The following is a 24,339-nucleotide window of genomic DNA, read 5'->3' on the forward strand; positions in this document are numbered from 1 at the left end:
ATTTCACAGGAAGGTCGATATCCCAACAAATATTTTGCCGATTAAAATTAACTGAAACACCGGTAATAGCATTGCACCAACCCATTAAATTTATTTTTAATTAAATGGACGCTATCCATGAGTCAATGATTTACGACAATTTTTTGGGTTTATTTTAATGATTTTCTCAGAGATACTTTCTCTAATAAATTCTGATTTTGTTTTCTTCTCTCTTATCAAGTTTTCCAATAGTGATAGGTATTGATCTGGTGATATTCTCAAGGAAACCATAATATCTTTGTTTGTTTTCATATTGTTGTTTTAATATAAATATGTAATACATTGGAAAAGATTGATTTTATGTTTTAAAAGGATTTATTATTTTAGACAAATTAAATTCCCCACTATGAAAGTATTCATTACCTGTACTCCAGAGTTTTCAGAAGAAATATTAGATAATGTTGTAGAGACATTAAACCAAACTTCGGGTGTTATTGAGTTTATTAAATCACCAGTGAAGAGTAAGGAAGTATTTCAGGATTATTATGATAAATTTAATGACAACCAAGTATTATCTAACAACGAATTTTTTGAAATTTGTGAAATATTTAGAAGAAATAATGAATTTGATAAAGAAGATTACTTTGTTATTATTTCTGATAGAACTCATTCCTCAAATTGGTTTAGTGCATTTAGAGGGAAAAACATTTTCATTATAGGTAGTGATTGGGATCATTATACCAAAAAAGATTATCGTTATCCTATTTCATTTCAAGTGGTAGAGAATTTATTTCAAACCCTTTGTAATATTAAAATTGAAGAATTTAGAGATGGAAAATGGGTTGGACTTGATTTTGAACACCTTGATAAAAACATTCATTTTGATAAGCACACGTGCGTGAATTCAATGTGTGCTGATAAAAAGAAAATATCTGATAAGTTTATATCTGGTTACATATGTGATGATTGTTACCAGAGAGCTCAAGAAAAGATTAAAAACCCTTTGGTTCTATCCCATATAGAGAGTTTATTAAGTGACTTAAGGAATAGATATGTTTTAAGGGGTGATTCTCCTGAAAAGGTAATATTACCTATTCAAGTTACTCTAGACGGTAGGATACAGATTGGTGATGTTGATATAAATTTAACCCAACAACCAAAATCCTTTTACATTCATTTTTTGATAACACAAGATAAAGTAAAAACGACGGATATTTCGAAAAAAGGGTTTGTGTTAGATGTCTATTCAATATATAATAAGTTAAAAAACTTTAAAGGTAAACTTCATGTAATTGCATCAAAAGTAGGTTGGAAGAAATTTGATGAAAACAATCAGGAGTTTGATGATATTAACTTTAATAATAAAGAAAACCTAATAAGAGAAAATGTTATTAAAGATTTTGAAAAAGTCAGAAACATAATTAAGAAATCAATTATTGAAAATGTAGGAGAAAATTTCTCAAAATATTATGAGGTTTCAAGAACAATAGATGGTGGTATTCATTATTATAAGGTACAATTAGATTATGAAAAACGAGACGTTCAATTTAAAATATGATATCATATTTTAAAAACATGATATCGTAAACAAACAAAACAGACTTTAATAAAAGAGTTCTTTGTGGTATAAATAATTAAAAACTTTATATCATGAAAAATTTAAAAGAACAATTCGAAGTTGTAAAAATCGATCAAATCGTAAAAGTTGAAGAATTCAAAAACTTCTATGAGTCACAATCAAAAGATTCAGAAAATCAGTTAAAATCTTCTTTAGAACAGGAAGGACAGTTATTACCTTTAATCATTTCAAGAGATTTTCAATTAATCGATGGATATCGTCGACTTAAGTTACTATGTGCTTTAAGTAGAACAGAAGTAAAAGTTCAATTTGTAGATTCGGACCCTTCAATAGATTTTCGATTGTCATTAAACATGTACCGAGTAAAGACCGCTAAAGATCTTACCAAAGAGGTTTTACAAGTTTTTAAATCGGTTGAGAAACGTCAAGGTCAAGGGAACAATGGAAAGTCTTACGATCGTTACACGATTATTAAAGAAAAACTTGATTACCGATGGAAATCTCCCAAGGCAATCCGTCAGTTAGATAAAATTATCGAAAATGACTTTAAGGAAAATCTATTATTAAATGGAGTTGTAACCAAAGGGTGGAACTTATCAGATTGTGAAAAGTATTTAAGTGAATTAAAAAATATTGATTTAACCAAAAATCATGGATTCACAGAACAGTTAACAAAAGGAGAACTTACCATTAAACAAGTCAATAAATTTATTGAAGAGAAAGAAGATCTTCAAAATAATTACAAAGACACTTTTGTAATTCCTGAAAAGGCAACCACTTTTAAGATGAATTGTGTTGATATTAAAGATATTTCTTCATTCTTAGAAAAGATTGCTACACTATTTACTTCCATCCCATATTATATGTTGCGTGGTTACGATAAGAAAAATTTAAGCTTTGAATTGGGTCATGAAAAGACTCCGGAAGAGTTTGCTGATAATGTTGGAAAGATTTTTGGGGAAGTTGAAGGAGTTCTTAATGAAACGTCAAACGTATTTGTAAATATTGGTGACACCTATGATAAAGGTTGTGCGATGGATATACCGGGTTTGGTGAAAGCAGCGATATTAAAACACACAAAACTAAAATACAAAGAGTGTTTAATTTGGTCCAAACCCAATCCTAAACCTCAGAACGAGACTGTAAAAAGACCTGTAAACCAGATTGAGTACATATTATGGTTTGTTGTGAACCCTGAAAAGGCGAAGTATAACTTATTAAAATATATGGATGGAGAAAAAGAAATCAGAGTTACCTCAGGAGCTAAAGATGTTGATGAAAACGGAACAGTTTGGAAGAAAGTAAAATCCTTAACAAAGCCATATAAAAAGATCTACAATCATATTGCAGCACAAGATGTTGATCATATGATTAAGTGTACCACCGGTAAAAACAAACCTGCATACGATGCCTTCCCAACAGGTCATCCGGCATTGATGGCGGAACTACTTCCAGTAATCCCAATTCTAATGACTACAGACGAGACAGACTGGGTATACGATCCTTTTGGGGGTGCCAACACCACTGGTAGAATTTCATTACTACTCAACAGACAATACTTAGGAACTGAACTATCTACACACTACCATAGAGTGGGTTGTAAGGTTCTTGAGAACTCTGTCAAAGAGATTAACCATCAAGATTTAGAGTTCATTCATAGCGAGTTCACTGAACCCAAAGAATTACAAATAGCAGCATAATTTTATTAATCATCACCAACCTCCTTCAAAAATATAGGAGGTTCATAACCGGGGACAGGGAGATAATTCTGAACGCCATATAGTATGAATACGATAGAAAACCAAATAGTAAAACTATTAAACGGTCACCCAATGAATGAGGATGTTAAGTCAGATACACTGTATCGATCATTAAAATTCATTCACATAATCCAGAGTGGTAAGGAGATGTCATTTAGCCACATAACCCTTATAAGAATCCTAGGGAGAGATTATCAATACATTTTGGGAGTTTTGATGGATTTGGAAGATCCAATCTTGTATCAAACCTATGACAATTACTCAAATTTATTAAACTTTAAAATAAATAGAAAATACTCTAAAACCATAACATCTGTTGCATAATCTAAAATTAAAACCGGGGACAGGGAGACAATTCTGAACATTATATATAATGAAAGTTTTAGTACCAACTAATTTAAACGTCTCTGAATTGATTGAAGAACTGAATCTCTCTAATCGAAGACAGAAATATGTTAAAGAGAAAATATATCATTTAATTTCCAGGGTTGTGGCAACACATAAAAATATTAAAAAGTTTGATAAAAATGGATACACCGGATTGTGTTCAAAAGAACTCAATAAGATACTAAACAGAGACTATAAATTGATTTTAAACCTATTAAAAGGTAAAAATGTGATTGAGTTAGATATCAATTATTTAAAAGGTGTGAGGTGTAATAAAATCAAGTTAAATGATCAATATCAAAAAACAGATAAGGTGATTAAAACGATAAAAAGAGAACAGAAAACTATACCCTATAAACCCCAGTTATTAGACAGTTACTTTAATGATAAATTAGAAATAAAAAAAGGGTACAAGAATCATATAAAATACATATACGATATGGTACATAAAGACCTAGTAAACGACAATCAGTTACTGGTTCTTAAAAATAAAATTGGAATCTGGTTATTGACAATAAATGATATTGAAACCAATCAGTATTGGTATAATAAATCTACAACCAATTGGAGGTATAATTCAACCATAACAAATAATCCTAAAATATTTAAAAAATATTTAAAATATAATAATGAATCATTGGTTCAAGTAGATCTTAAATGCAGTCAGGTATATCTATTATCAAGTATCTTAAACTATGATTTCTTTAAATCTAATGATCAATTATCATTTCATCAAATAATGAACTCTTTATTAAATGATAAATTCATAAAAGATATTAAATCACACCTCTTTTCTCCCTTAATGTTTGCGCACTTTGAGCAAAGAAAGTATTTGGGGAAAGATGAGATAACAATTAGAGATCATCACGAATTTCAAAAATTTAGAGACGCACCATTTCAAGAAGATTTCTATTCACATTTATTTGAATTGGAACATGGAGTTTCTCCCACGGGTGCTCAACGTAAATCAATCAAAAAGGATATCATGTATGTATTGTTTCAAAACAATAGAAAACATCGAGAATTGTTGGAAGGAGTTCGGTTATTAGAGAAGTTTTATCCTTTCGTAAATCAATTTATTCTCAAGATTATGGACAAAGTAGGGAAGAGGAATTTCTCCTTATTACTGCAGCGGGTGGAGAGTTACCTAATATTGGATTGTGTGGTTCCAGAATTCCATAGACGATGTCTTGCAGCTCCAATTTTCACAATCCATGATTGTATCATTACAACGGAACAACATAAGTTAGAACTAACGAATGTGATGTTTGAAGTACTTCACGAAAAAACAGGTATTAAACCCGGTTTATCGGTTGAAAAGTTAGATTCCTCAGATCCACTTGATGATAATTTTATAAAGGAAATAAGAGATGATATCTATAAGAAATCAACGAAGAGTAGATTTAAAAAAATGAGTTGGTCAATACTGGACAAACATATTGAGACAACAAATGAATTTCTAAAAAACAACTAAAAAATGAAAATCATGAGAGAAGAAATGATCCAAATATTGAATGTAACAAAAGACGAACTAATCCAAATCGTTAAAGAAGGTGTCAAATTAGAATTGAACCGACAGAAGGCAATAGGTCAGACTACTTTTAATAACTCAGATGAAAAGTATTTAAGTAGAAGTGAAACTGCAAAATTACTTCATGTAACAGAAGTAACTCTTAATAACTGGGAGAAGAAAAATATACTTGTTCCGAGTAGAATAGGTAGACGTGTCTTATATAAAGAGGCTGAAGTTTTGGATAGATTGGACCATGCTGCATAATTAAGGTATAACAGTATAAATGTTATGTAATGTTACAAACTGCGCACACCTTTGAGCACACCCCAAAAACCAAAAAACCCGTAAATCATTGTTTATAAATGAGTTACGGGATAATTTTGTGGTACCTCCAGGAATCGAACCAGGGACACAAGGATTTTCAGTCCTTTGCTCTACCAACTGAGCTAAGGTACCATTGCCTTAGCGGATGCAAATATAATATGTTTTTTTACATTTGCTAAAGAAATATTGAAAAAAAACTTTTTGAGCTTAATTTTTTTCTAAATTTGATTTATGAAATTAGCAGTAGATATAGGGAATACAAGAGGTAAAGCAGCTGTTTTTGAGGGCGATAACTTGTTGGAGTTGGTGGTTTTTGACAAGCGAAAAATAATTTCAGAAATAAAAAAAATTGTCAAAAAATTTTCAGTTTCTAGCGGAATTTTATCTAATGTGGCTACAATATCTACTTTAAAAAGAAAAAAGTTACAAGAAATTTTGCCATTTGTAATACTAAGTTCTACTAGCAAGCTACCTTTTACTAATTTATACAAAACACCAAAAACTTTGGGGGTAGATAGAATAGCTTTGGTGGCATCTGCGGTAAAACAATTTCCAAAAAAAAACGTTTTAATTATAGATGCGGGTACTTGCATTACCTACGATTTTGTAAATGACAAAGCAGCCTATTTGGGTGGTGCAATATCTTTGGGTATTCAATTAAGATTTAAGGCTTTACATGCATTTACAGCGAACTTACCGTTGGTGGAACTAACAGATAATAATGCACTTATCGGTAAAAACACCACAGAAAGTATAGCTTCGGGTGTTGTAAATGGGGTTGCTAAGGAGATAGATGGAATTATCGATATGTACAAAAAAGAAAATTTACATTTAACAGTAGTTTTAACAGGAGGAGACACAATTTTTTTGTCAAAACAATTAAAAAGTAGCATATTTGCCACTCAAAATTTTCTCCTCCAAGGATTAAATGAAATATTGAAACTTAACGAACACAAATGATTAGAAAGATTTTAGTAGTTGTTTTACTGATTACTTCTATGGCGCAATTTGCGCAAAGAACAAGTTCATCTCCTTATTCCTTTTTTGGAATCGGGCAAGAATATGATACAAAAACGGTAGAGCAGAATAGTATGGGAGGAATTGGGGTAGCTTTCAATCATTATAAATACCTAAACTTTACCAATCCAGCAGCCAATGCTTTTCTTAGAAATACCACCTACACTTTTGGCGTTTTAAATAACGATTTAACAGTAAAAAATGAAACTACTTCGCAAAGCTCAACATCGACAAGTTTAAGCTATTTAGCACTTGGTTTCCCTATTGGAAACAAAGCAGGTTTTTCATTAGGTCTTCAGCCGGTTTCCTCGGTTGGTTATTCTTTGTCTAATTCTGAGTTTGATGCAGACGATAATATTACTGCTATTTCTTTATTCAATGGCCAAGGAGGAGTGAATAGAATTTATGGTAGTTTTGGTTTAATGTTGTCAAAAAATATTGCGTTAGGTATAGAGTTAGATTACATGTTTGGATCAACAGAAAATAACATTACTAGGCAAATTGCTGGAGTTAGTTTGGCGACCAGACACAAAGAAGAAAATATTATAAGAGGTGGTGCAGTAACCATTGGTGCTCAATATCAAAAAGTATTAAAAGACAATCTTTACATCAATGCAGGTGCAACTGTAAAGTTGGGTAATGAGTTAAATATTACTGGAAACGAATACTTGTATTCAGTGTCTTTTTCTGGCGGAGGCTCTGAGGTGCCTCGAGATACTATATCTAGTGATGGCATTAACGGAAAATACGAACTTCCATTAAAGTCTATTTTAGGAGTTGGTGTAGGAAAATACAATAAGTGGTATGTAGGTTTAGAGTACGAAATGCAGGATGCCTACACAACATCGGGTATTTTAAATAGTAATAACAACACGTACAGATACGAAAACTCTAACCGAGTTTCTTTAGGAGGTTTTTATCTTCCAAAAATAAATTCTTTATCAAGCTATTGGAACAGAGTTACATATAGAGCAGGATTGCGTTACGAAAAAGTAGGATTGGGCGTAGATGGCTTAGCTACAGGATCAAATTTTACACAGATTAACGACTTTGGCATGTCTTTTGGTTTAGGATTACCATTAAAGAAGTTGTCGAATGTAAATTTAGGCTTTGAATACGGACAAAGAGGAACCACAGAAAATAATTTACTAAAAGAAAATTACTTTAACGTTAGATTAAGTTTATCTTTGAGTGATACTTGGTTTATAAAAAGAAAAATTGATTAACAAATAATACATTACAAAATGAAGAAAATTACGTTTTTATTAGCAGCAACGCTATTTTTAACAACAGTAACATCGAATGCTCAGGAAGTAACAAAAAGAGATTGTGAGATAAAATACAATCTTTTTTCAGGAGATTTTAAATCTAAGAAGTATGAGGATGCTTATACAAATTGGATTTTCTTATTAGATAATTGTAAAGATTTATCTGTTAATATCTATAAATACGGAGCTACTTTGGCTGAAGATATTAGAAAAGAACCTGCCTTAGCAAAAAGAGTTTACGAGCAGCGTTTAGAGATGTTTCCATCAGAAAACCCTGCAAAAGTTCATAGTGATTATGCTACTTATTTACACGAAAATAAATTAGCTTCAGATGATGAGGTTTTTGCTATTTTAGAGAAAAGTTATAGCATTGATCCTACAAAAATGAGTGTAAAAAATTTATACATTTATTTTCAAAATGTAACAGACAAAAATAAAGATACGAATCCTCAAAAAGTTTTTGATACGTATGATGATGTTATAGAATCTGTTGGTAAAAAGTTAGAAGGATATGCAGAAAGACTAAATGAATTAACCAAAGATTCTACAAAAGTATTAAGTAAAAGAGAGAAATCTTTAGTTAGAGCATATACTGTAAACTCAAGGGCTTTAGGAGCTGTAGAGGTTCAGTTCGATAGAATTATTACAGAAATTGCAACTTGTGAGCGTTTAATTCCTTTATACCAGAGAGATTTTGAAGCAAACAAATCAAATGCAACATGGTTAAAAAGATCAGTTTCTAGAATGTTTAACAAAGGATGTCAAACAGATCCGTTATTTGAAAAATTAGTAAGGGCTTATGCAGAAGCTTCACCATCACCAGAAGCATACGCATTTTTAGCAAATGTTTTAGAAGATAATGGAGATAGTGCAGGAGCAAATTCAATGAGACAAAAATCATTCGATTTAGAAACAGATCCGTTAAAAAAGGCATCTTATAAGTTAAAGTTTGCGCAAGCAGCAAAAGACAGAGGTCAATTAAGTAAGGCAAGAAGTTTAGCAAGAGAAGCCATTAATTTTAACCCTAACTCAGGAAGAGCTTATTTGTTTATTGCAAGGTTATACCAATCGAGTGTAAATTCTTGTGGTTCTGATGAGTTTGAGAAAAGAATGGTATATGTAGCAGCTTTAAGAATGGCGCAAAGAGCATCAAATGTAGATCCGAGTATTTCTGCAACTGCTAGAAAATATATTAAAAGTTATGCGGCAAATGTACCAAGTCAGAAAGTAATTTTTACGGCTGGTAAAGCGCCAGGAAGCTCCTATAAAATAGATTGTTGGATTGGTGAGACAGTTACCATACCTACAAAGTAAGTTTGTGAAATTTCCTTTAAAAATAATAACAAAAAGCATTGCTGTAATTGTAATTACGGTAATGCTTTTTTCTTGTGTTAATAATTCTGAAGAAGTGCGTAACTTTTTAGAAGAAAAGAATTTACCAATTGGAACTGCAAAAAATGCGTACCATATATACAAAGATTCGGGCAGAATTACTTCTAAGTTAATAACACCTCTTTTGCTAGATTTTAGCAATCGTAAAAAACACCCTTACAACGAGTTTCCAAAAGGAGTTACGATTATTAATTTTAGTAATAAAAGTAAAGATTCTGTAACGGTAACAGGAGATTATGCCCTGTCTTACACTAAAACAGAAGTTTCAGAAATTAGAGGAAATGTAATAGTTGTAAACCATACAGATGCCTCTCGTTTAGAAACCTCTCAATTATTTTGGGATCAAAAAACAGGATATTTTGTTTCAGAAAAAAGTTTTACATTGTATAAAGAAAAAGATACCGTTATAGGAGTTGGTTTTGAGTGCAAAGAAGATTTAAGCAAGCACTTAGCCAAAAAGACAATCGGTAAAATAGAATCTAAAGAATAAGTAATAATGATAAATAAAGTTTGGCAGTTTTTTCAGTATGGATATTTATTAGTCGCTATAATTTGCCTTATAGAAGGAGCCTTAATGTTTAATACCAATAAAAATACAGCTATTATACTATTGTTTTTTGCAGTGGTTATGATAGTTGTTTTTCTAATTAAAAGAAAGTTTAGAAAAAAAGTGATTGAGAGAAACAATCAAAATAAGAAATAGAGATGGAGGTTGAGCTGGTAATTATTTTGGTGTCCATCATTCTTTCTGCATTTTTTTCTGGAATGGAGATTGCCTATGTATCAGCAAATAAATTACATATAGAATTAGAGAAAAAAAGAGAGGGTTTTATCGCGAAAGTTTTAAATAAAATTACGCAAAAATCATCTAAATTTATCACTACTATGTTGGTGGGTAATAACATTTCTTTGGTTGTATATAGTTATTACATGGGTGCTTTTTTAATACGATTTTTACCTGTACATACCTTTAATGAATTTACAGTTTTACTGCTTCAAACAGTTATATCTACCCTCATTATTTTAATAACTGCAGAGTTTTTACCAAAAGCTATTTTTAGAATTTATGCAAATGAAGTTTTAAAAATTTTTGCAGTTCCTGCCTATGTTTTCTATGTTTTATTTCATTTCTTTTCTGAATTTATAACTATAATTTCAGATTTCTGTTTACGTGTTTTTTTTAAAACGAGTGCAGATGAGCAGCAAGTAGAATTTAGCAAAGAAGAATTAGGTAATTATATTAACGAGCAGTTAGAAACAGGAAATGAAGACGAAGAGTTGGATTCTGAAATTCAAATTTTTCAAAATGCACTAGAATTTCACAATGTAAAAGCAAGAGAAGTAATGGTTCCTAGAACCGAAATTATTGCCATCGAAATTCATGAAAAAGTAAAGAACTTAAAAAATATTTTTATAGAAACGGGCTTGTCTAAAGTGTTGGTTTACAAAACCTCTTTAGATGATGTAATTGGATATGTAAACGCTTTTGAACTGTTTAAAAAACCAAAAAGTATTAAGTCTATTTTGTTGCCCGTAGAGATTGTGCCAGAATCTATGATGATTAACGATATTTTAAATATGTTAATGAAAAAAAGAAAAAGTGTGGCTATTGTTGTAGATGAGTATGGTGGAACCTCTGGGATGATTACGGTAGAAGATATTGTGGAAGAATTGTTTGGAGAAATTGAAGATGAACACGATTCGCAAGAGTTTTTAGAAGAAATAATAAATACCAATACTTTTCATTTTTCTGCCAGATTAGAGGTAGATTACTTAAATGAAGAGTATCATTTAAATATTCCGAAATCTGAGGCTTATGAAACCCTAGGTGGTTTTATTATAGAGCAAACAGAAAGTATACCATCTGTTGATGAGATGGTAGAAATTGAAGGTTTTCAAATTAAAATTCTAAAAACAAGCGGTGCTAAAATAGACCATGTAAGCCTAAAGGTTATAGAAGCAGACAGTTAATTGTATAATTTACTAACTGTTTTTTGCTTATTACCTTGCTTTTTTAATTATTAAATAGTTAAAAATGGGTTGCAATATTAAAACCCAAATCGTATATTCGCCCACTGAAAATAAATTAAAACGTATGGCAATTTTATCAAAAATTAGAGAACGCTCAATGTTCTTAATTATTATAATTGGTTTAGCACTTTTTGCTTTTGTGTTAGACCCTTCTACACTTGGAGATTTCTTTAATTCTAGCAAAGTAAATGAAGTAGGTGAAGTAAACGGAGAAACTATTTCTAGACAAGAATTTGCAGCTGCACTAGAACAATACAGGCAGCAAAGTGGTGCAAACGTTTCTGAAATGCAAGCAGCAAAAGCTGTTTGGAACAATATTCTTAGACAAAAAATATATGAAAATCAGTTAGAAAAAGCTGGTATTTCTGTTGGTGAAGAAGATGTTTGGAATGAAGTAATAAACGCCCCATCAGTTCAAAATAATCCACAATTTCAAAACGAAGGAGGTTTGTTTGATGAAGGAAAGTTCAAGACATTTTTGGCAACCACGAAACAAGAAAATCCTGCTATGTGGTCGGCTTGGTCTAACTACATGAATCAAATAAAAAATAATGCTGCTACAAATACCTACAATAAATTGGTGTCTGCAGGTTTAGGTGCTTCTCTAAAGGAAGGAGAGAACGCTTATAAAATAGAAAACACAAAAATAGATGCTTCATTTGTATACGTTCCTTACTCTAGCATTGCAGATAGTTTGGTAAGCATTAAAAAGTCTGAAGTTGCTAGTTATATTAAAGAACATGCATCAGATTTTCAAACAGAAGCAACAAGAGATTTGTCTTACGTTCAGTTTAATATTACAGCAACACCACAAGATGAAGAAGTTATTAAACAAGAAGTTGCAGATTTAATTGAAGACTCTCTAGATAGAAACAAAGACAAAGTATTAGGTTTTAAAAACGCAACTGATTACGAAGCGTTTTTAAGTGCCAACGGTTCTGATACAAATTTAGACGCTGAGTTTAAGTTTAATGTTGATATCAATCAAACCGTGGCCAACGAAATTTTTGAAGGAAATGTTGGCGACGTTTTTGGGCCATACAAAGACCAAGGATATTTTAAATTATCAAAAATTACAGAAGTTTCTAAAATGCCAGATTCTGTAAAAGCTAGTCATATTCTAATTCCTTTTGTGGGAGCACAAAGAGTTTCTCCAGAAATTGAGAGAACCGAAGAAGAGGCAAAGCAATTGGCAGATAGCATTTTAAAAGTTGTAAAACGAAGAAAAAGTAAATTTGCAGACTTAGCAAAAGAATTTTCTTCAGACAAATCGAATGCAGATAAAGGTGGCGAGTTAGAGTGGTTTAACTACAAAAGGATGACTCCTGCTTTTAGAGATTTTAGTTTTACCAACAAAACAGGAGCTTTAGATGTTGTAAAAACACCATTTGGTTACCATGTTATTAAAATTGACGACCAAAAGAACTATCAGAAAGTACTAAAATTAGCTACTTTTTCTAGAAGAATTTTTGCTTCTGAAGCAACAGAAAGTGCTGTATTTCAGGAAGCAGAGCAATTTGCATTGGCAATATCAAACAATTCTGATTATTACGAGGTTGGAAAAGAAAAAAATTACAGCTTAAAACCAGCAGTGGGTTTAAAAGTATTAGACGAAAACGTACCTGGTTTAGGAAACCAAAGAAACATTGTGTCTTGGGCTTTTGGAAGTGATGTAAAAGAAGGTTCTTTTAAAAGATTTGATTTAGAAGGAAGTCATGTTGTAGTGGTAGTTACAAATGCTACTGAAGAGGGCTTGTTGCCAGTAGAAAAAGCAATTAATAGGGTAAGACCAATATTGATAAATCAAAAAAAGGCTGCAATGCTTAATGGAAAGTTAGAAGGAATTTCTTTAGAAGAAATTGCGAAGGCGAACAATACTTCTGTAAGAAATTCAAACGGTGTAAAATTACAAAGTCCGTCTTTAGCAGGTGTTGGTTTAGAGCCAAAAGTGGTGGGAGCCATGTATTATGCAGCAACAGACAAAGTATATCCTAACATTGTAGGAGACAAAGGTGTTTTTGCTTTTAAAGTTATTAAAAAAGAAGCTCCAACAGCATTACCTAATTACGAAACGAACAGAAAGAGAATTGCTGAAACAAGAAAGAGAGCCACTTACAAAATTTATGAAGCTGTAAAAGAGGCTTCTGATGTAGAAGATAATAGAGCTAACATGTATGTAGCCAACTAGTAAATTTCTTTACATATCATTTAAAAAATCCGTTTAATTTAAATTAAACGGATTTTTTTATCATTTTAACTCATACTAGCATCACTATTAACATTCATCATATTCTTATAATTATGTTATAAGGTTTTTTAAAAGTTTATAAGTTGCTTTTAATAGGTAAGAGAAAATTATTTAGGAACACAAAAAAAAGCCTTTTTGACTCGTCAAAAAGGCTTTTTAATATGGGTAATTCAGAACGTTTATCCGTTCATTGATATTAAGAATTCTTCGTTATTTCTAGAAAACTTCACTTTATCGTTTATAAATTCCATTGCTTCAATAGGGTTCATGTCTGCTAAGTATTTTCTTAACACCCACATTCTTTGAACAGTTTTAGCATCTAATAGTAAATCATCTCTTCTTGTAGAAGATTTAATAAGGTCTATAGCAGGATAAATTCTTCTATTAGCAATGTTTCTATCTAATTGAAGTTCCATGTTACCAGTACCTTTAAACTCTTCAAAGATTACTTCATCCATTTTAGAGCCAGTTTCGGTAAGTGCAGTAGCAATAATAGTTAAAGAACCACCATTTTCTATGTTTCTTGCAGCACCAAAAAAGCGTTTAGGTTTGTGTAAAGCGTTTGCGTCGATACCACCAGAAAGTATTTTTCCAGAAGCAGGAGCTACGGTGTTGTAGGCTCTTGCTAAACGCGTAATAGAATCAAGAAGAATTACCACGTCGTGTCCGCATTCAACCAATCTTTTTGCTTTTTCTAATACAATATTAGCCACTTTTACGTGTTTGTCTGCAGGTTCATCAAAAGTAGATGCAACTACTTCCCCACGAACATTTCGTTTCATATCTGTAACCTCTTCAGGTCTTTCATCTATAAGCAAAACAATTTGATATACCTCTGGATGATTAGCAGCAATAGCATTCGCAACATCTTTTAACAACATTGTTTTACCTGTTTTTGGTTGCGCTACAATCATACCACGCTGCCCTTTTCCTATAGGAGAAAATAAGTCGATAATTCTGGTAGATAATGAATTTCCTTTTTCGGCAAGATTAAATTTCTCTTGCGGAAACAAGGGTGTTAAGTGTTCGAAAGAAACTCTGTCTCTAACAATATTAGGATTTAAACCATTAATTTTCGATACTCTAATTAACGGAAAGTATTTTTCACCCTCTTTAGGTGGTCTTACATTACCACGAACTGTATCACCTGTTTTTAATCCGAATAATTTAATTTGCGATTGCGAAACATAAATATCATCAGGAGACGAAAGGTAGTTGTAATCCGAAGAACGCAAAAACCCGTAACCATCAGGCATCATTTCTAAAACACCTTCACTTTCAATAATTCCATCAAATTCAAAATCAGGGTCTTTATATCTGTTAGAAGATTTGTTGCCATTATTTTTATTCTTGTCTCTGTGTGGCGCTTTTTGCTTATTCTGTTGCGCGTTTTTCTGATTAGGATTCGCTGCTTTTTTAGGTTGATTGGTGTTTTTTACTTCTTTATTAGCTTCCTTTTTGGTTGTTAAGTTTTCTGGAGCTACTTCTAATGTTGAGTTATTCGTAGTAGGTTCCTTTTTATCAACCTCTTTTTTAGGTGCTTTTTTGACTTCCGTTTTGGTAGAAGTCGTTTTTTCTACACCTCTTTTTTCTGAAGTATTTTCAGTAACCTCCCTATTAGAATCGTTAGTTGTTTTTTTAACAACACGTTTTCTTTTTGGCTTATCTGCCCTTGGAGTTTCCGATTTTGTGGTTGTTTTTACTGTTTTAGAAGGGTTTGCTGCTTGCGTATCTAAAATCTGATACACTAAATCTAGTTTTTTTAATTGGCTTGTTTTGTTAAGACCAATAGATTTTGCAATAGTTTGCAGTTCAGCAAGAGTTTTTGCTTTCAGTTCTGAAATTTCGAACATTTATAAAGTTATTATGTTAATTTAAATCTTAGTTATAATTAAGATGTGTGTTTGTTGAATTTTGCTATTTGTATAGTACTACTAAATAGCCTTTGTGTAGTTAATTATGATACAAATATATACTTTTTTTTTAAGTTATCGGTTTTCTTATTAAAAAGAATGTGCTATTTTTGTGTTCGAAGAAAAATAAATATGATTCAAAGAGTACAAACCATTTATTTATTGTTGGCTACCGCTTTCTCTGGCGGATTAATTTTTGTTTTTGATTTGTGGAAGTCAGTAAAAAAAAATATCTTTGTAATGGATTTATTAAGTAGTGATTTTTTGCAGTTAAAAGCAATACCTATTTTATTTCTCCTAACAGCATTAGTTTCTTTGGTAGCTATTTTTTTATACAAAAACAGACAGCTACAATTTGTAATTGTGCGAATTTCAATTTTGATAAACCTTATTTTATTAGGATTATTGATATATGTATCTCTAAGTTTACCTGGAGAAACGCAAGTTTCTGAGAAAGGTATTTCGATGTTCATACCAATTTTAGCTATTTTGCTTCTTGTTTTGGCAAATAGAGCGATTAAAAAGGATGAAGATCTTGTAAAATCTGTAGATAGATTGCGATAAAACTAACATCTTAGTATATAGTGCGAAGAAAAACCGAGATATTCTCGGTTTTTTTTGTGCTTTATAATTACCGATATATCTAAAGATTCCCATCATCAGAAAACAACTACTTATCGAAACATCTTTGGTATTGTGCCTATATTTTGTACATTCGCTATCTTATGTAAATAACTTTTTTTAATGAATGAGATCATTTCTGGAGAAAAAATTTTAGTTACAGGTGGCGCTGGTTTTATAGGCTCAAATTTGTGCGAGGTACTATTAGATAGTAATAATACTGTTGTTTGCCTAGATAACTTTGCAACCGGAAAGCAAGAAAATATTGCTCCTTTTTTAAAACATCCTAAGTTTTCATTCATACAAGGTGATATTCGAAATTTAGAAGACTGTTTATTGGCAACAAAAAATGTAGACTATGTGTTGCATCAAGCAGCATTAGGCTCTGTACCAAGATCTATTAAAAATCCTATTACTACCAACGAAGTAAATATTAGCGGTTTTTTAAACATGTTAGTAGCTTCTAGAGATCATCATATAAAAAGATTTGTGTATGCAGCAAGTTCTTCTACCTACGGAGATTCTCAAGCGCTGCCAAAAGTAGAAGAAAATATAGGGAAACCTCTTTCTCCGTATGCAGTTACCAAATTAGTAAATGAATTGTATGCCGATGTTTTTTTCAAAACTTACGGTCTAGAAACTATAGGTTTGCGTTATTTTAATGTATTTGGTAAAAGGCAAGACCCAAACGGAGCATATGCAGCAGTAATTCCTAAGTTTGTAAAACAATTTATGCAATTAGAATCTCCTATTATTAACGGTGATGGTACTTTTTCTAGAGATTTTACCTATATAGATAATGTGGTGCAAGCCAATTTAAAAAGTCTGGTTGCAAGCTCTACATCGGTTAATAATGTGTATAATATAGCTTTCGGAGATCGAAATACGCTGAACGATTTAGTTGTTTATTTAAAAGAATACCTCGCTATTTATAAACCATCAATAGAAAAAGTGCCCGTTATTTACGGAAGCGAGAGAGTAGGAGATATTCCGCATTCACACGCAAGCATACAAAAAGCAAAAAAGTATCTAAATTATCAACCTGAATTCTCTTTACAAAAAGGATTACAAGAAGCAGTAGATTGGTATTGGAAAAACTTATAAAATGGAAAATATTAAAATAGCTGTTATCGGTTTAGGTTATGTTGGGTTGCCGTTGGCAAGACTTTTTGCCACAAAATATGCGGTAGTGGGTTTCGATATAAATAATGAGCGAGTTGCTGCGTTAAAAGAAGGAGACGATGCTACTTTAGAAGTTTCTAAGTCCGATTTAGAAAAAGTATTAACAACAGCGATACCAACCAAAAAGGGACTTTTTATAACAAGTCTTACAAAAGATATTCAAAATTGTAACTATTATATTGTTACGGTTCCAACTCCAGTAGACAAAAATAACCGTCCTGTTTTAACACCTCTGCTAAAAGCTAGTGAAACTGTTGGATCGGTATTAAAAAAGAATGATATCGTAATATATGAATCTACAGTATATCCGGGTGCTACCGAAGAAGATTGCATACCAGTTTTAGAACAACAATCAAACTTAAGATACAATAAAGATTTTTTTGCCGGATACTCACCAGAACGAATCAATCCCGGAGATAAAAAACATACTGTAGATAAGATTTTAAAAGTAACCTCTGGTTCTACAAAAGCGGTCGGAAAAAAGGTAGATGCCTTGTATAAATCGGTAATTTCTGCTGGCACTCATTTGGCACCAAGTATAAAAGTAGCAGAAGCTGCAAAAGTGATAGAAAATTCGCAGCGAGATATAAATATTGCTTTTGTAAATGAGTTGGCAAAAATTTTTAATTTAATGGATATCAATACACAAGATGTATTGGAGGCAGCGGCCACAAAATGGAACTTTTTACCTTTTAAACCAGGTTTGGTTGGTGGGCATTGTATAGGTGTAGATCCTTATTATTTGGCTCAGAAGGCAATGGAATTCGATTATCATCCCGAGATTATTTTAGCAGGAAGAAGAGTAAATGATAGTATGGGTAAATATGTGGCTTCAGAAGTTGCAAAACTTATGATTCAGCATGATATCAATCTAAAAAAAGCAGATATATTAGTTTTAGGTATCACCTTTAAAGAAGATTGTCCTGATGTTAGAAATACCAAGGCAGTAGATGTTGTTAGAGAGTTAGAAGAGTATGGTGCTCGTGTAACCATTTACGATCCGAATGCAAATACAGTACAGGTAAAAAAAGAATACAACTTACAATCTACCACAAAACTTCCTGTAAAAAAGTTCGATGCTTTGGTGTTAACAGTAGCTCATAAAGAGTTTAAAAAAATAGATTTTAAAAAGATAAAGAAAGAAAAAGCCATTGTATACGATGTAAAAAATTTTCTTTCTATTAAAGATATAGATAAAGCGTTATAGTTATGAAGAATTTTGCCTTAATTGGTGCCGCTGGATATATTGCGCCCCGACATTTAAAAGCAATAAAAGATACGAATAATAATTTAATTGCAGCTTTAGACAAATTTGATTCTGTTGGCATAATGGATAGTTATTTTCCGAGTGCAGATTTTTTTGTTGAATTTGAACGTTTCGACAGGCATATCGAAAAAATTAAACGTCAGCATAACCAAACATTAGACTATGTAAGTATTTGTACCCCAAATTATCTGCACGATGCACATATAAGAATGGCGTTGCGTAGAGGTGCCGATGCCATTTGCGAAAAACCACTGGTGTTAAATCCTTGGAATGTAGATGCTTTAGCGGAAATAGAAAGAGAATCTGGACAAAAAATCAATGCTATTTTACAATTGAGGCTCCACGAGTCTATTATTCAATTAAAAAAGAAAGTAACAGCTTCTAAAACCTCAGAAAAATATGATATCGATTTAACCTACATTACATCTCGTGGGAATTGGTATGATATTTCTTGGAAGGGCAGTGATGAAAAATCGGGAGGAATTGCCACCAATATAGGAGTCCATTTTTATGATATGTTAACTTGGATTTTTGGAAATATTCAAGAAAGTAATGTGCATCTGCGAGAAAAAAATAAAGCAGCAGGGTATTTAGAATTTGAAAATGCCAGAGTTCGCTGGTTTTTATCCATTGATGAAAATGATCTTCCTAATGAAATAAAAGCAATTGGTCAGCGAACTTTTAGGTCTATCACCATCGATAATGAAGAACTAGAGTTTAGTAAAGGCTTTACCGAGTTGCATACCAAAAGTTACGAGCAAATTTTAAAAGGAAATGGATTTGGCTTGCAGGAAGCAAAAAAGTCGATAGAGATTGTACATGCAATTAGAAATAATGCACTTAACAATTTAGGAGAAAAGCACCCTTTTGTAATGTAATTTAATAGTGTATATTTGCATTTGTTAAAATTAGTAATAGTTTTTTAACAAAATTGCATCCTCCAAAAAAAGAAATTTATATAAGTATCTATACTATATGAAAAAAAAAGCAGTAATTGTTTCTGGTTATTTTAATCCAATACACAAAGGTCATTTAGAGTATTTTAACAATGCAAAATCGATAGCAGATGCACTTTTTGTAATTGTAAATAGCGATTTTCAAAGAGCTTTAAAAGGGTCAAAAGAATTTCAAAATGAAGAGGAGCGCTTGTTTATTGTAATGAATATAAAAGCAGTAGACAAAGCAATGATTTCTATAGATAAAGACAGAACTGTTATCAATTCTATTAAAAGTATTCACGAAAAATACCATAACGAGTATAATATTGCTTTTGCCAATGGAGGCGATCAAAATAACCAGTCTATCCCAGAGGCTACTATTTGTAACGAATTGGGTATAGAGTTAATAGACGGTTTGGGAGACAAAATACAGTCTTCTTCACATTTGCTTAATAAACTATAAAACAATGAAAGTAGGAATTACATTTAGTGCTTTTGATTTATTGCACGCTGGTCATATAAAAATGTTGGAAGATGCAAAGAGGCAATGCGACTATTTAATTTGTGCATTGCAAACAGATCCAACAATAGACAGGCCAGAGAAAAACAAACCTGTGCAATCGGTGGTAGAAAGATATATTCAGCTCAAAGGATGTAAATATGTAGATGAAATAGTGCCCTATGCAACAGAACAAGATTTAGAAGATGTATTGCGTTCTTTTAAAATTGATGTACGTATTATAGGAGACGAATATGCTAGCAAGCAGTTTACAGGCAGGCAATATTGCGAAGAAAAAGGAATAGAACTATATTTTAATAAAAGAGAACATCGCTTTTCTAGTAGTGGATTGAGAAGAGAGGTTCAAGCAAAAGAAAATTTAAAATCTAAAGACAAGTAGTTGGAAATAGCTGTTATTGGTTCTGGTTATGTAGGTTTGGTATCTGGTGCTTGTTTTGCAGAGATGGGAAACAACGTTACTTGTGTAGACATTGACGAACAAAAAATTGCAAACTTAAAGGAGGGAGTTGTACCAATTTTTGAGCGTGGTTTAGAACAATTGGTTAAAAAAAATGTAAAAAATCAATCGCTTTTTTTTACAACCAACCTGGCAAAAGCCATCCAAAAAGCTGAGATTGTTTTTATAGCGGTAGCTACTCCTATGGGAGCCGATGGTGCCGCAGATTTAAAGTATGTGTTGGCAGTAGCCAAGTCTATTGGCAAATCTATGCAGCATAATGTAATTGTTGTAGACAAATCTACGGTTCCAGTAGGAACTGCAGATAAGGTTAAAGCTATAATTCAAGACCAATTAGCTAAGAGAAATTCAACCTTAACATTTGAGATAGTATCCAACCCAGAGTTTTTGAAAGAAGGAACTGCTATTGATGATTTTTTAAAGCCAGACCGTGTTGTTATTGGTGCAGAGAGTTCGTTAGCATTTGAGAAAATGAAGCAATTATATTCTCCTTTTTTTAGAACTCATGACCGTTTTATAACGATGGATATTCGTTCAGCAGAAATGACCAAGTATGCTGCTAATGCCATGTTAGCTACTAAGATTTCTTTTATGAATGAGATTGCTAATATTTGTGAACATGTGGGTGCAGATGTTAATCAAGTTCGAATTGGCATTGGTTCAGATAAACGTATTGGGTATGGCTTTATTTATCCTGGTGTGGGTTATGGTGGTTCTTGTTTTCCAAAGGATGTGAAAGCTTTGCAAAAAATAGCCAATGAAAATGGATATACACCTCAATTAATAACAGCTGTAGAAAAAGTGAATAACCGGCAAAAATTAGTTATTGCCCAAAAAATTGTTCAACGATTTGGTGAAGATTTAACGGGACTTACTTTTGCTTTATGGGGCTTGGCCTTTAAACCTGGCACCGATGATATGCGAGAGGCACCGGCTATTTATATTGTAAAAGAATTGATAAAGCGAGGAGGTCTTATAAACGCTTACGATCCCAAAGCAATGTTAGAAGCCAAAGAGTTTTATTTAAAAGATATTGAAAATATCCATTATTTCGATAGTAAATATGAAGTATTAAAAGAATCACATGCCTTAATTTTATTAACAGAGTGGAAAGAATTTCGCTCACCAGATTTTGAAGAATTGAAAGCCCAGCTATTACATCCAATTATTTTTGATGGAAGAAACCAATACAATGCTTTCAATCTAGAGGAAAAAGGATTTGAATATTATCAAATTGGAAAAAATTACACAGCGGTTTCTAATGAATAAAAAAGCGAAAATATATATTGCAGGACACCGAGGTATGGTGGGTGCTGCCATCTGGAGAGCGCTAGAGAAAAAAGGATATAGCAACCTTATCGGAAAAACAAGCAAAGAATTAGATTTAAGAAATCAAGCAGCCGTTAATTCATTTTACCAAAAAGAACAACCAGCAGTAGTTATCGATGCAGCGGCAAGAGTAGGTGGTATTTTAGCAAATAACAACTTCCCGTATCCATTTTTAATGGAGAATTTACAAATTCAAAACCATCTAATTGATGGTGCTTTAAAAACTGGTGTCGAAAAATTTATTTTCTTAGGAAGTTCTTGTATTTATCCGAAGTTAGCCAACCAACCACTCAAAGAAGCATATTTGTTAACAAATAGTTTAGAACCTACTAACCAGTGGTACGCCATTGCAAAAATAGCAGGTGTTAAAGCATGTGAAGCAATTAGAAAGCAGTACGGAAAGGAATATGTAAGTTTAATGCCCACCAATTTGTATGGTTATTTCGATAATTTCGATTTAGAAACTTCCCATGTTTTGCCTGCAATGATACGTAAGTTTCATGAAGCAAAAATAAATAACACATCACAAGTTACTCTATGGGGAAGTGGTAGTCCCATGCGTGAGTTTTTATTTGTAGACGATATGGCGCAAGCAGTTGTATATGCCTTAGAAAATAATTTGCCAGAGCATTTATACAATGTAGGTTCTGGAAGAGATGTAACCATTAAAAAATTGGCAGAAACCGTACAAAAAATTGTTGGATTTGAAGGAAAGATAGTTTGGGACCGAACAAAACCTGATGGCACTCCAAGAAAATTGATGGACGTCTCTAAATTAAAAGAGATTGGTTGGGAGTATTCAACAGAATTAGAAGAAGGTATTCAAAAAACATATGATTGGTTTTTAGAGAATATTGATAGTATAAAAAAAGTGAAGTTGGAGTAGACGCAGATGATTAACTAAGACGATGACGAAGACTTAGACGATGACTCAGACGAAAACTAAAACAAAGGCCAAGACAAAGATATTGAGAGATTTTAGAAAATATGATATTTGGATAGATAGCATGGAGCTTGTTGATGATATTTATACCTTTGTAAAAGTTTTTCCTAGTAACGAAAAATATGGATTGTGTTCTCAGATAACACAATCTGCAGTTTCAATTCCTTCAAATATAGCTGAAGGAGCATCTAGAAATTCAGAAAAGGATTTTGCTCGATTTTTAGAAATAGCATTGGGTTCAACTTTTGAATTAGAAACACAGATAATCATTGCAAGCAAAAGAAAATATATTCCTGAAGGGAGTTTAGAGGTAACTGTTCAAAAACTTTCGAGTTTACTGAAAAGAATATACGGACTAAGAAGAAAAATTATAAACTAAATGACTAAAGCTAAGACAAAGACTGGCCAAGCTCTCAGTCAAAGTTTAGGTCAACGTCATAATAAAAATATGAAAACAGCATTAATCACAGGAATTACAGGGCAAGACGGCTCGTATCTAGCAGAGTTACTCCTCGAAAAAGGATATATGGTGCATGGTATTAAAAGAAGAGCATCGTCTTTTAATACTGATAGAATAGACCATCTGTATCAAGATCCTCATCATCCAAATCAACGGTTAAAATTACATTATGGCGATTTAACAGATGCTCTAAATTTAACCCGAATTATTCAAGAAACACAACCCGATGAAATTTATAATTTAGGAGCCATGTCTCATGTAAAGGTTTCTTTTGATACTCCAGAGTACGTAGGTAACGTAGATGGATTGGGTACTTTGCGTATTTTAGAAGCGGTTCGTTTGTTGGGTTTAGAAAAGAAAACAAGAATTTATCAAGCTTCTACTTCTGAGTTGTATGGCGGAATGCTAGAAAACAAAAATGAGAAAGGTTTTTATGATGAAAACTCACCATTTTACCCACGTTCTCCCTACGGAGTAGCCAAAATATATGGTTTTTGGATTACAAAAAATTATCGTGAAGCTTACGGTATGTTTGCGTGTAACGGAATTTTATTCAACCATGAGTCTCCAAGAAGAGGAGAAACATTTGTAACACGTAAAATTACGAGAGCAGTAGCAAGAATTGCACTTGGTTTGCAAGAAAAGTTCTATTTAGGAAATTTAGATGCCAGGCGAGATTGGGGGCATGCCAAAGATTACGTGCGTATGATGTGGATGATCTTACAAGCAGAGCACCCAGAGGACTGGGTAATAGCTACAGGAAAAACCACAACGGTCAGAGAATTTGTACGGTTGAGTTTTGCTGAGCTTGGTGTTGAACTAGAGTTTACAGGAACTGGTGTTGATGAAAAAGCTTTTGTGAAAAATATCAATCAAAAAAAATATGCTGCTACCGTTTCGACTGAATTAGGAAAATCCAATACAATTTATGTGGGGCAAGAAATACTTTCTATTGACTCTAACTACTTTAGACCCACAGAGGTAGATTTGTTACTTGGAGATCCTTCAAAAGCAAAAGATAAACTAGGTTGGGTACCTGAATATGATTTAGAAAATCTAGTAAAAGATATGGTGCTTAGTGATGTTACTTTAATGAAAAAAGAACAGTATCTTAAACAAGGAGGTTATACTGCACTAGACGGATTTGAATAGAAATATAAAAACACTTGTATGATTAGTTAAAATCATTACTTTTGTAATAGGAAAAATTA

General features: G+C 32.2%; 22 protein-coding genes and 1 tRNA gene. 21 read left to right on the plus strand and 2 right to left on the minus strand.

Annotated elements, in window-relative coordinates; genetic code table 11:
• The first annotated feature begins 385 nt into the window (after positions 1–385).
• From WHD54_RS09530 to WHD54_RS09545, 4 genes are all read left to right on the plus strand, one after another.
• Positions 386–1,537, plus strand: a complete 1,152-nt coding sequence (locus WHD54_RS09530) for a hypothetical protein (protein WP_088323645.1) — start codon at positions 386–388, stop codon at positions 1,535–1,537.
• 92 nt (positions 1,538–1,629) lie between these two features.
• Positions 1,630–3,258 (plus strand): DNA modification methylase, encoded by a 1,629-nt coding sequence (locus tag WHD54_RS09535; protein ID WP_088323644.1) that lies wholly within the window; start codon positions 1,630–1,632, stop codon positions 3,256–3,258.
• 433 nt (positions 3,259–3,691) lie between these two features.
• Complete coding sequence (locus tag WHD54_RS09540; protein ID WP_088323643.1) at positions 3,692–5,179, plus strand: hypothetical protein; 1,488 nt, start codon at positions 3,692–3,694, stop codon at positions 5,177–5,179.
• A 93-nt stretch (positions 5,180–5,272) separates the two neighbouring features.
• Positions 5,273–5,482, plus strand: coding sequence for a helix-turn-helix domain-containing protein (locus tag WHD54_RS09545; RefSeq protein WP_158211813.1), 210 nt, complete (start codon positions 5,273–5,275; stop codon positions 5,480–5,482).
• Between the two features lie 119 nt (positions 5,483–5,601).
• Here the strand turns inward: WHD54_RS09545 and WHD54_RS09550 are convergent.
• Positions 5,602–5,674 (minus strand) — tRNA-Phe (locus tag WHD54_RS09550).
• Between the two features lie 99 nt (positions 5,675–5,773).
• Between WHD54_RS09550 and WHD54_RS09555 the strand changes: the two genes are divergently transcribed.
• The 7 genes from WHD54_RS09555 to WHD54_RS09585 all read left to right on the plus strand — a co-directional run bounded on the left by WHD54_RS09555 (position 5,774) and on the right by WHD54_RS09585 (position 13,438).
• A complete protein-coding gene (locus tag WHD54_RS09555; protein WP_088323641.1) occupies positions 5,774–6,502 on the plus strand; it encodes a type III pantothenate kinase in 729 nt (242 codons plus the stop codon).
• Positions 6,499–7,785 (plus strand): hypothetical protein, encoded by a 1,287-nt coding sequence (locus tag WHD54_RS09560; RefSeq protein WP_088323640.1) that lies wholly within the window; start codon positions 6,499–6,501, stop codon positions 7,783–7,785. The genes WHD54_RS09555 and WHD54_RS09560 overlap by 4 nt, the downstream gene beginning before the upstream one ends.
• A gap of 18 nt (positions 7,786–7,803) precedes the next feature.
• Positions 7,804–9,141 carry a tetratricopeptide repeat protein gene (locus WHD54_RS09565; protein ID WP_088323639.1) on the plus strand — a complete coding sequence of 446 codons (1,338 nt, stop codon included), beginning with the start codon at positions 7,804–7,806 and terminating at the stop codon, positions 9,139–9,141.
• A 4-nt stretch (positions 9,142–9,145) separates the two neighbouring features.
• A complete protein-coding gene (gene lptC, locus WHD54_RS09570; protein ID WP_088323638.1) occupies positions 9,146–9,709 on the plus strand; it encodes an LPS export ABC transporter periplasmic protein LptC in 564 nt (187 codons plus the stop codon).
• 6 nt (positions 9,710–9,715) lie between these two features.
• Positions 9,716–9,922 carry a hypothetical protein gene (locus WHD54_RS09575; RefSeq protein ID WP_233130981.1) on the plus strand — a complete coding sequence of 69 codons (207 nt, stop codon included), beginning with the start codon at positions 9,716–9,718 and terminating at the stop codon, positions 9,920–9,922.
• A gap of 2 nt (positions 9,923–9,924) precedes the next feature.
• Positions 9,925–11,190: a hemolysin family protein gene (locus tag WHD54_RS09580; RefSeq protein WP_088323637.1), complete on the plus strand. Its 1,266-nt coding sequence runs from the start codon at positions 9,925–9,927 to the stop codon at positions 11,188–11,190.
• A 124-nt stretch (positions 11,191–11,314) separates the two neighbouring features.
• Positions 11,315–13,438 (plus strand): peptidylprolyl isomerase, encoded by a 2,124-nt coding sequence (locus WHD54_RS09585; protein ID WP_088323902.1) that lies wholly within the window; start codon positions 11,315–11,317, stop codon positions 13,436–13,438.
• A 239-nt stretch (positions 13,439–13,677) separates the two neighbouring features.
• Here WHD54_RS09585 and rho read toward each other — a convergent pair whose 3' ends face one another.
• Entirely contained in the window at positions 13,678–15,351 is a 1,674-nt protein-coding gene (gene rho / locus WHD54_RS09590) for a transcription termination factor Rho (protein ID WP_088323636.1), read from the minus strand.
• A gap of 192 nt (positions 15,352–15,543) precedes the next feature.
• Between rho and WHD54_RS09595 the strand changes: the two genes are divergently transcribed.
• The 10 genes from WHD54_RS09595 to gmd all read left to right on the plus strand — a co-directional run bounded on the left by WHD54_RS09595 (position 15,544) and on the right by gmd (position 24,280).
• Positions 15,544–15,975: a DUF4293 family protein gene (locus WHD54_RS09595; RefSeq protein WP_088323635.1), complete on the plus strand. Its 432-nt coding sequence runs from the start codon at positions 15,544–15,546 to the stop codon at positions 15,973–15,975.
• 180 nt (positions 15,976–16,155) lie between these two features.
• Positions 16,156–17,136: an SDR family oxidoreductase gene (locus WHD54_RS09600; protein WP_088323634.1), complete on the plus strand. Its 981-nt coding sequence runs from the start codon at positions 16,156–16,158 to the stop codon at positions 17,134–17,136.
• 1 nt (position 17,137) lies between these two features.
• Positions 17,138–18,421, plus strand: a complete 1,284-nt coding sequence (locus WHD54_RS09605) for a nucleotide sugar dehydrogenase (protein ID WP_088323633.1) — start codon at positions 17,138–17,140, stop codon at positions 18,419–18,421.
• A 2-nt stretch (positions 18,422–18,423) separates the two neighbouring features.
• Positions 18,424–19,359 (plus strand): Gfo/Idh/MocA family protein, encoded by a 936-nt coding sequence (locus tag WHD54_RS09610; protein WP_088323632.1) that lies wholly within the window; start codon positions 18,424–18,426, stop codon positions 19,357–19,359.
• A gap of 97 nt (positions 19,360–19,456) precedes the next feature.
• Positions 19,457–19,882, plus strand: coding sequence for an adenylyltransferase/cytidyltransferase family protein (locus WHD54_RS09615; protein WP_088323631.1), 426 nt, complete (start codon positions 19,457–19,459; stop codon positions 19,880–19,882).
• A gap of 4 nt (positions 19,883–19,886) precedes the next feature.
• Positions 19,887–20,318 carry an adenylyltransferase/cytidyltransferase family protein gene (locus tag WHD54_RS09620; protein WP_088323630.1) on the plus strand — a complete coding sequence of 144 codons (432 nt, stop codon included), beginning with the start codon at positions 19,887–19,889 and terminating at the stop codon, positions 20,316–20,318.
• Entirely contained in the window at positions 20,319–21,665 is a 1,347-nt protein-coding gene (locus WHD54_RS09625; RefSeq protein ID WP_088323629.1) for a UDP-glucose dehydrogenase family protein, read from the plus strand. It abuts the gene before it with no gap.
• Complete coding sequence (locus tag WHD54_RS09630; protein ID WP_088323628.1) at positions 21,658–22,611, plus strand: GDP-L-fucose synthase family protein; 954 nt, start codon at positions 21,658–21,660, stop codon at positions 22,609–22,611. The genes WHD54_RS09625 and WHD54_RS09630 overlap by 8 nt, the downstream gene beginning before the upstream one ends.
• Positions 22,612–22,651: 40 nt before the next feature.
• The gene (locus WHD54_RS09635; protein WP_233130980.1) at positions 22,652–23,047 is read left to right on the plus strand and encodes a four helix bundle protein; all 396 of its coding nucleotides are present in this window, start codon (positions 22,652–22,654) and stop codon (positions 23,045–23,047) included.
• 69 nt (positions 23,048–23,116) lie between these two features.
• Entirely contained in the window at positions 23,117–24,280 is a 1,164-nt protein-coding gene (gmd, locus tag WHD54_RS09640; protein ID WP_088323627.1) for a GDP-mannose 4,6-dehydratase, read from the plus strand.
• Positions 24,281–24,339 lie beyond the last annotated feature (59 nt).

The organism is Polaribacter tangerinus (genome assembly GCF_038024095.1).
Classification (GTDB): domain Bacteria; phylum Bacteroidota; class Bacteroidia; order Flavobacteriales; family Flavobacteriaceae; genus Polaribacter; species Polaribacter tangerinus.